Origin of the sequence: Nocardia farcinica (genome assembly GCF_029867845.1) — a bacterium.
GTDB lineage: Bacteria > Actinomycetota > Actinomycetes > Mycobacteriales > Mycobacteriaceae > Nocardia > Nocardia farcinica_A.
Genome location: NZ_JARWRU010001219.1, coordinates 1 through 8203 on the forward strand (window position 1 = coordinate 1; position 8203 = coordinate 8203).

Sequence of the window (8203 nt, forward strand, 5' to 3'; positions counted from 1 at the left end):
CCGCGCTCACTGTCGGGCACCACCCGCGGGCTTCGGGGGCTGGGGCTGTCTATCCGCGCCACCCCCTGGGGTTGGGGGGGGGCCGCGGCGGCGGCGGCCGCGGCGACCGAGATCAAGCCGGTGACGACGAGTCGTTTCATCTGTATTCCTTTGCAACGCAAACCATCCCCCGCTCGAATCGGGGCAGGCCCAAAGTAGACGAGAACCAGGTTGAAACATTCACGTTTCTAATATCGATCCACAGTGATGTGCATCACATTCAGGTCGGCGGCCGAGCGCTGTCGGGTGCGCGCCACGGCCGTGCCGGATGGCCGCACCGAGCCGAGCGCCTGAACCGCCCTCGAACCGCTCGATCACGGAAGCGGGCTGCACGGAGCTCACAAGCGCCCCCGCGCACCGTGATTCGCGGGGATGCACGTTTGCCCGGGGTCGCATTCGTTGGCGCCGTTCGAGAACTGGCACGACGAGGGCGAGAGAGTTCGCCACTGCCGAGATCAAGGCCGAAGGGCGGCCGATACGCCGTTGGACGGCGTACGACAGGGCGCTCGACCCCGCAATGAGCCTCGTGGCCATTGTGTTGCCGCACCGCAAGGGACAGCAGCCTGCCGAACAACCGTGTGCATGCACCGCGGCCACACGCCGAGGTCGCCTTATGAAACAGGGGCACCGACCCCACCGGGGGCCGCTCACAGCCACTTCGAGGCACCGATCCGACTTGCAATCGGCAGAGTCTTGGGGCAACGTTTGAGCGACGAGGGGATCGGCGTCCGCACTACCGGACGCAAGCTTCTAGGGGGATTCGGCGATGCAAAGGGCTTCACCACGGGCCGACCGCTGTCTGATCAAAACAACCCCGTCGAAGTCGACCGGTCGGCCGAACACCAGGAAGTGAAGATGTGACCGAGCAATTCGCCGTCGAGCCGGACCATCTGGAGTCGGCGTCTCGAACGCTGTGGAAGCTGTCCGAAGACAACAACAAGGCAATCTCCTACGCAGCGGAGTGGCTGGATATCCAATCCAGCGGTGGCCTGGTACTGAGCCCGGTCCTGGATCAACTGCAAGCAGCATGCGATCAATTGAAGACCAATTACACGAACTTGGGAATCGTAACCGACCAGTCGGCCACGGAACTGCTCGAAGCCGGACGAATGTACCGCACCACAGATTACGAGCGCGCCAAGAACATGGACTGGTACTACGGAGAACTAGATAAATGACAGTCTCGTCATATCCCATTGATCTTCTATCCGAGCCACAGCCGGACGACCCGGTCCACGATTTCGTCGAACTCATCATCAGCGGTAATGGAACGAGCTTCACCTACCACCTGAACAATCTTGTCGTCATGGCCTCCAGCCCGTTCGTGGACGGCGGATTCAACTGCATCTCGACGATTACCAACTATTTGTCGGGCGATTGGGCAGCACTCCAGAAGTGCGCCGATGCCATTCGCAATCTGGCCGAGTACAACACCGCCTACAAAGAAGCAATCAATGTCGCCTTGAGCGATTCGAACACATCTTGGCAGGGAAATGCCGCCGAGAGCGCGCGGGAGTTCTTCAGTTCTCTGACCAACGCTCTGGAAAACCAAGTCGAGCCGATGACCACCGTTGCCGACGAGATCTCCGCATACGCGATGGCATCCTATGGTATGGCGAATGGTATAGCCGACCTGGTGCAGACACTCGGCGATTTGGCCATCAAGTGGGTAGCGAGCGAAATCGCCGCGGCGACCGCCGCCTCGTCCGGGGTGGGCGCCGGGGCTGCCGCCGCACTGCACGCGGTCGCCAATGCCATCCTTGCCATCATGGCATTGCAGATCTCGGACATAATCGGCCGGCTCGGACACATGGTGAACGCTTCCGAAGCTTTGCTCGGAGTGATTGTCGCCGGAATGAGCGCGGCCGTCGAAGCATCTGAGATCCCCGCATTGACCACTGATTCCTATGACCATCCGGGAGTTCAGCGATGAAGCATCATACGGAACCGATGCTGGACGTGGTCAACGGCGACGTCGGGATGTCACGTCACCTGACAAAAGCCCTGAAAATCATCTCGGAAACCCCCGGCATAGACGAGGATTTGCGCAAACAGCTGGGCGACATCATGACCGGAAAGGCCAGCTTCCGCGATCTAGCCCGTAGCGAGTCGTTCACGCGGCTGACCGAGGCTGCCATGCCGAAAATCGCCGCAGATCTCGCGGGCCAGACACCGGAGAAGATCCAAGCACTGGCCAGGGCGGGTGAAGCAATTCTTCAGAGATACCGAGAACAGGCGCCTGACGGCTGTTCGCAGATCCACGAGGACGAGCCAGGCAGCGCTGGGCACCAAGCCGGTCAGGCTCCGTCGGCTGCACCGAACGATGAGACCAACAGCAGTGGCGCAAGCGCTGCGCGGTATGTGGTTCCCGGCACCCGAAAGCCCGATCGAGACCAGTTGGTCACCCCCGATGAGCCGGACGACGATGATATCTACTATCAAGAAAGGCATCGTCATGGCTGGCTGGAGTGATGCAGTCACTGTGCACCGCGGCGAGAAATGACGATGAAACACCACGGGGTCGACATCTGATGGTGCCGTTCGACGACGCCCGCAGGGGGCGGGAACGTGGCCGTCCCGATCTCGACGATTGGTACGAGCGGACGACTCTTCGCCTGCGCCGCTGCGAAGAGCCTCTGCCAGGCACCACGTTGCTGTATGACGACAGACCGAATCATCGCACAGTAGAACCGCTGGAACTCGAGATCGCCCAGCCACTCCCCGACGTTTGCAGCCAGCACGGCCTGCCCGCCCCGGCGCGGATGCCGCTGCGTGCGCACTTCTTCGACTCCAGGCGGCACCCCCGCTCCCCCCGGTACGCGAGGACCACTTGGTATTCCAAAGAAGTGGCACCGATTTCCACGATCGTCGTCGGCTCATGGCCGGCCTGTGGGAAATGTCTGCGCAGCGCTCGGCTCAGCCGACGTATCGCCGGGGTGCTCGTCACGATGATGGCAGTGAACATCTGCGCGCTGCTTCTCGTCGGCGCTGCCGGCTGGCTCGGATTGTGGGTGGATGAGCTACGCCCCTTGGCCATTCCACTGGCGTTGGGTGTCTTCCCTGTCTCCGTCCCGTTGGTCCTGATGCTCGCGGTGAAACTGTACTCACGGAGTGTCCGAGCGATCGTCCACTTCGATCCCATCGCCGACGAGAGTTTCGCGACCCTGCAGGCCCACCCCGCCTTCCGCGCAGCCGTCGAGGCCGAACGCTGAAAACATAGGTGAAATCGCATCGTCGGCTCTGCGGAACCGAGATGGATCGCAGGCATGTTTCCGGTGCCGCGCTGAGGCGACGTCGGCAAGCGGGACAACGATCGGGCTGTCGCCCCCCATTGCCGGTCGCAGCCGAACTACGATCCGAATCGCCGCCGACGGCACGCACCAGGGACCAGCTGTGGCGGGAGCTGGTCGACACCATCGACCACGGGCGCGAGCCGCGCCTGGCCACGCCGTGGTTCCTCGAGGCAGGGCGCGGCGTCCGGTTGTCGCGTCCGCGGCGGCTGGCGATCTGGAAGCTCGTCGAGGCCCAGGACCTGCACGCCACGCATTGGCTGATGCTGCGCGCGCTGGTCGCCGAGGGGCCCGACGACCTGTTCATCGCCGAGGACTCCCACCAGCGCAGCTACGGCCGGCCGGTGGTCCTCGGCAGGCTGGGCATCGAGATCGTCGGCCGTTCCCGGCGGCTGACGCTCACTACCGCACCACCGCACAGAACCTGGACTCCGCGGTCGGCGTGCTCAGCGGCGCGGACTTCCAGGACCTGGAGGAGGGGCGCGAGTTCGCCGTCGAGCGGTACCGTTCCGCCCGCACCGGTCCGAGACCGATTCTGCGGCAGTCTGATTCGGCCGCCGAAGAACTGCGGGTGGTGGCCGATCTCATCAAGGGTCGGCTGGCCGAGCCGGGTGTGGAGCCGTCGACGATCGCGGTGCTGACCCGCGGGGTTCACCTGGAGCGGGCGCCGGTCGGAACTGCTCGGCAAGTGGGCCGCGGCGGCGACCCGACGTGGTGGAACCAGGTGCCCCCTGCGCACCTGACCACCTCCGGGGGCCGTCCCCCGGAAGATCTAGCGGACCACGACGCTCGCGGGCTCGTCCGGGTCGCTGATGAGCAGCACGGTGATCGGGACGGCCAGGCCGAGCAGGCCCATGACGAAGACGGGGAACAGGAACGAGAAGACCTCGACCCCGTCGGGTGAGGGGAAGGTCTGGTCGACGGTGACGCTGACCGCGGCCATGCCGGTGTAGTGCATGCCGACCACGGCGATGCCCATGATGATGCCGCCGAGCAGCCGCAGCACCGGCGACTCGAGGATGAGGGTGAACAGCAGCGCGACAATGGCGGCGACCACGGCGATGAGGATCGACAGCAGCACCAGGGCGGTGTCGTAGTGGATCTCACCCTGGAAGCGGATGGCGCTCATGCCCGCGTAGTGCATGGCGTTCACGGCCAGGCCGGTGATGAGGCCGCCCGCCACCAGCCTGGCGGGGACGACGGACTTGCCGACGACGTTCAGGCCGACGTAGACGGCGACGATGGCGAGCACGGCCGAGCCGGCGGTCCAGGTCATGTCGTAGCGCAACGGCACACCGGGGACGGCGAAACCGAGCATGGCGATGAAGTGCATGAGCCAGATGCCGACACCGCCGATGGCCACCGCGGACATGGCCAGCCAGCCCTGCCGCTGGCCCTCGCTGCGGGCGTCGACCGAGCGGCGGGCGGCGGCCAGGCCGACGAACGAGCCGATGACCGACACGATGTAGGCGAGCCACATCAGCCAGGCGCCCATTTCGAAGTGGTGGACGTCGTGGACGTGCTGATGCATGGGTCGGATCTCCTGGGTCGTCGAGCGGGCGGTGGGTCGTGGGTCAGAGGGCGCGTAGGCCGGCGAGGGTGCGTTCCAGCAGATTTCGCCACTGGTCGCGGTCGTCCTCCGGGGACAGGGTCTGGTGCTTGCGGACGATGCCGTCCACGATGAGGTCGCCGATCAGCACCCGGGCCACGCCGAGGGCGATGCCGAGTTCGGAGGCGATCTCGGCGACCGACAGCGGCGTGTGGCACAGGTCGGCGATACGGGCGTGGGATTGCTGGAAGGCGTCGAAGAACCCGTCGGCGACGGTCTCGATCAGCGCCTCCACCGGCAGGTCCACCGCGGCTTCGGTGCGCCCGCCGGTCACGGCGTAGGGGCGGGCCAGGCGCGGGCTGAAGTCGTCGTCGAAGACATCGTCCTCGTAGCCGCCCCGGTGAGCGCTGCCCTCGTAGGGGACGCCGCGCTGTCCGGCGCCCTCGTGGTGGGAAGCCCCGCCGTATGGTGGGTCGTCGTACGCGAAACCATCGTAGGAAGGGCCGCCGTAGGAAGAGCCGGCGTGGGGAGTGCCGTCGTATGGAGTGCTGTCGTAGGCGTTGTCGCCGGAGGGATCGGACATGACGGTGCTCAGCGGCCGGGACCGGTGGAATCGTCCGCGCTGCCGCGTTGCCTGGCCCGGTCGACGCCGGAGCGCAGCTGGGTCAGACCGTTGCGGATGTGCTCGGGGTCGCGGATGCGGGCGGGCAGCTGGGTGGTGACGGGGTCGGGGTGGTCGTGACCGTTGCGCACCCGGCGCGGCAGGACGGGGCGCGGACCGGACGGCATGCCCGCCTCCTGGTCCTGGCCGGCGCGGGACATCATGGCGCGCGGGCGGGTGTGCTGGGCGAGCGGCCGCACCACCAGCACCTCGAGCGGGATGCGCACCGCCGCGGTCACGCCGCCGCGCACGGTCTCCGGGTCGGTCCTGCGCAAGGTGACCTCGATGCCGTGCCGGTTGGCCAGCCTGCCGACCACGAAAAGGCCCATCCTGCGCGCGGTCTCGACGCCGATGGCGCCGCCGGTGGCCAGGGTGCGGTTGGCGTGGGCCATGTCGGCGTCGGCCATCCCGATGCCGGTGTCGACGATCTCGAGCATCAGGCCGCCGGTGGTGGCGTCGGCCGCGGTGAGATCGACCCGGCTGTCCGGTGGGGAGAACCGCAGGGCGTTGTCGAGCAGCTCGGCGAGCAGGTGCACCACGTCGGGAGCGACCGGACCCGCGATGTCGATGTCGAGGCCCGAGCGCAGCCGCACCCGATGGAAATCCTCGACCTCCGACATGGCCGCCTGCAACACCTCGGGCAGCGCGACCGGAGCCGTCCGGTTGCGGCGCACCTTGGTGCCGGCCAGCACCAGCAGGTTGTTGCCGTTGCGGCGCATCCTGGCCACCAGGTGGTCGAGGCGGAACAGGCTGCGCAGGCGGGCCGGATCGGCTTCGTCGTGCTCGAGTTCCTCGATCAGGCCGAGCTGCTGGTCGATCAGTGCGCGGTTGCGCCGGGACAGGGTCTCGAACATGTCGTTGACCTGGCGGCGGGTCTCGGCCTGCTCGCCTGCCAGCCGGATGGCCTGGCCGTGCAGCTGGTCGATGGCCTGGGCGAGCTCGTCGAGTTCCTCGCCGGTGCCGAGCGCCACGCTGGCCTCGGCCTCCTGTTCCGGGCTGGACTCGCCGGTCCTGATCCGCTCCAGGGCGGCGGGCAGATCCCGGCGGGCGGTGCGCAGCGCGCCCTCCCGCAGCCTGCGGACCGGGACGATCAGCGACTGGGCGACCAGTAGCGCGAAGGTGAACGCGACGAGCAGCGCGCCGATGACCAGCGCGGTGTCGCGCAGGGCGGCGGCCTCGGCGTCGGCGGCCCGGTTCTGGGCACGGTCGACCAGATCGGCGGCCAGACCGCCGAGCAGGGTGTCGTAGTACTCGGCGGCGCCGGTGTAGCCGTCGGCGAGCAGACCCGCGTAGTCGGCGGCCGAACGGCTGAGCACCAGATCACGACGCAGGTCGGCCGAGTCGGCGAGCAGGGTCAGTTCGCCGGACTCGACGCCCGCGGCGACCAGGCGGTCCAGCGCCGCGGCTTCCGCGCCCATCGGCATGGTCACGCGCAGGGCGGTGTCGGCGGCGCCCTGCGCGCTGCCGCCGATCACGAGGCGCTGGCCGGTGAAGGCGCGCCGCGCTTCCCAGGCGTCGTCGAATTGTTCGGTGAACTGGTCGATGTCCAGGCCGGAGCCCTGCTGGGCGGCGCCGGTGAGCGCGGACAGCAGGGCGACGTGCACGGTGTCGACGCGATCGGTCAGATCCCTCGGCGGGTCGGCGATGAGCAGCCGGTCGCGCAGTTGCCCGACCGCCTCCAGGGCGGAGTCGAACGCAGCGCGCGCCTCGGCCGAGTGATCGAGCGCCCTGGTGAGCGCGGTGATCGCGGCATCGGCCTCGTCCCGCGCGGCGACGATGTCGCCACCGGTGAGGCGGGTGACCGCCAGCGCGTCGACGGCGGATCCGGTCTCGACCACGACGGGGGCGATCCTGGCGACCTGCACGGCCGAACGGAAGTCCGCGGCCTCGGCGAGCTGGTGCTGGATACGGCTCGCGGCGAGCACCGAGGCGATGGCCACCGGCAGGGCGAGAACGGCGACGACTTTCCAGCGCAATCGCCACCGGCCGAGCCGATCGACGATTCCACCGAGCGCGCCTGGAGGGCTCTTGCGCTTCTGGACTTCCACGAGAGCACTCCGCATGGTTCTAGAAAACAAGCAATCCGCCAGCAACTGAATTACCGGCGCTTGCACCATAACCGGACAAGATCACCGACTCAACCACACGCAGAGCATCGCAAAGTGATATAGGTCACCATGTCGGGCAAACCCGCATCAATACCGGCCGCTCACCGGGCGAGAAACCGCAGCTACCCGCAGTAGTCGAATCCAATAATTTCTACGGAATTCCTCTTTCACGCTTAATGCGCGACGAGGGTTGAACGTTGAAGTTCGAATCCCAGGCGAGGGCGACGCAGGTGAGCAATCGATGCGGCGGAGCGCGCGAATTCGCCGATGGCACTCAGTAACTGGTCAGCAGTCCAAGTTCTGCGGGCGCGACGCACCGTACCGAACGGCATCGGGCGAACATCCTCCGGCTTCCCGCTGCGCCACCGGAAGCGGACCGAGACCACGGGGTTGCTCCGCCGAGCGATGCGGCGTGGAGCACGCCGATGCCAGCACCCAGAACGTGGTGAGCAGCACCGCGATCAGGGTGAGCGCGATCATCTGCTGCCTGCGGTGGTCGGAGCCGCCGCCTGCCCCCGGGTGGGCGGGCACGGCCGGGGCGGGCACGTGCCCGACC

8 protein-coding genes and 1 pseudogene are annotated in these 8203 nt (G+C 67.1%); 5 read left to right on the forward strand and 4 right to left on the reverse strand.

All coding sequences use genetic code 11. The annotated features are described in order from the left end of the window. The first annotated feature begins 896 nt into the window (after positions 1-896). The 5 genes and pseudogenes from QH283_RS26995 to QH283_RS27015 form a co-directional block, all read left to right on the forward strand. A complete protein-coding gene (locus QH283_RS26995; RefSeq protein WP_280505744.1) occupies positions 897-1217 on the forward strand; it encodes a type VII secretion target in 321 nt (106 codons plus the stop codon). After that, positions 1214-1972: a hypothetical protein gene (locus tag QH283_RS27000; protein ID WP_280505745.1), complete on the forward strand. Its 759-nt coding sequence runs from the start codon at positions 1214-1216 to the stop codon at positions 1970-1972. The genes QH283_RS26995 and QH283_RS27000 overlap by 4 nt, the downstream gene beginning before the upstream one ends. A gap of 17 nt (positions 1973-1989) precedes the next feature. Continuing rightward, the gene (locus QH283_RS27005; protein WP_280505746.1) at positions 1990-2511 is read left to right on the forward strand and encodes a hypothetical protein; all 522 of its coding nucleotides are present in this window, start codon (positions 1990-1992) and stop codon (positions 2509-2511) included. A gap of 59 nt (positions 2512-2570) precedes the next feature. Then, the gene (locus QH283_RS27010; protein ID WP_280505747.1) at positions 2571-3251 is read left to right on the forward strand and encodes a hypothetical protein; all 681 of its coding nucleotides are present in this window, start codon (positions 2571-2573) and stop codon (positions 3249-3251) included. Positions 3252-3424: 173 nt separating this feature from the next. Next, positions 3425-3975 (forward strand): annotated as a pseudogene (locus QH283_RS27015) (3'-5' exonuclease); the annotation flags it as partial. A gap of 126 nt (positions 3976-4101) precedes the next feature. Here QH283_RS27015 and QH283_RS27020 read toward each other — a convergent pair. From QH283_RS27020 to QH283_RS27035, 4 genes are all read right to left on the reverse strand, one after another. Next, the gene (locus tag QH283_RS27020) at positions 4102-4860 is read right to left on the reverse strand and encodes an MHYT domain-containing protein (RefSeq protein ID WP_280505748.1); all 759 of its coding nucleotides are present in this window, start codon (positions 4858-4860) and stop codon (positions 4102-4104) included. Positions 4861-4903: 43 nt separating this feature from the next. Next, positions 4904-5461 carry a DUF742 domain-containing protein gene (locus QH283_RS27025; protein ID WP_280505749.1) on the reverse strand — a complete coding sequence of 186 codons (558 nt, stop codon included), beginning with the start codon at positions 5459-5461 and terminating at the stop codon, positions 4904-4906. Between the two features lie 8 nt (positions 5462-5469). Then, a complete protein-coding gene (locus QH283_RS27030; protein ID WP_280505750.1) occupies positions 5470-7587 on the reverse strand; it encodes a sensor histidine kinase in 2118 nt (705 codons plus the stop codon). Between the two features lie 345 nt (positions 7588-7932). Further along, on the reverse strand, positions 7933-8203 hold a 271-nt coding region (locus QH283_RS27035; RefSeq protein ID WP_280505751.1), incomplete at its 5' end, for a hypothetical protein.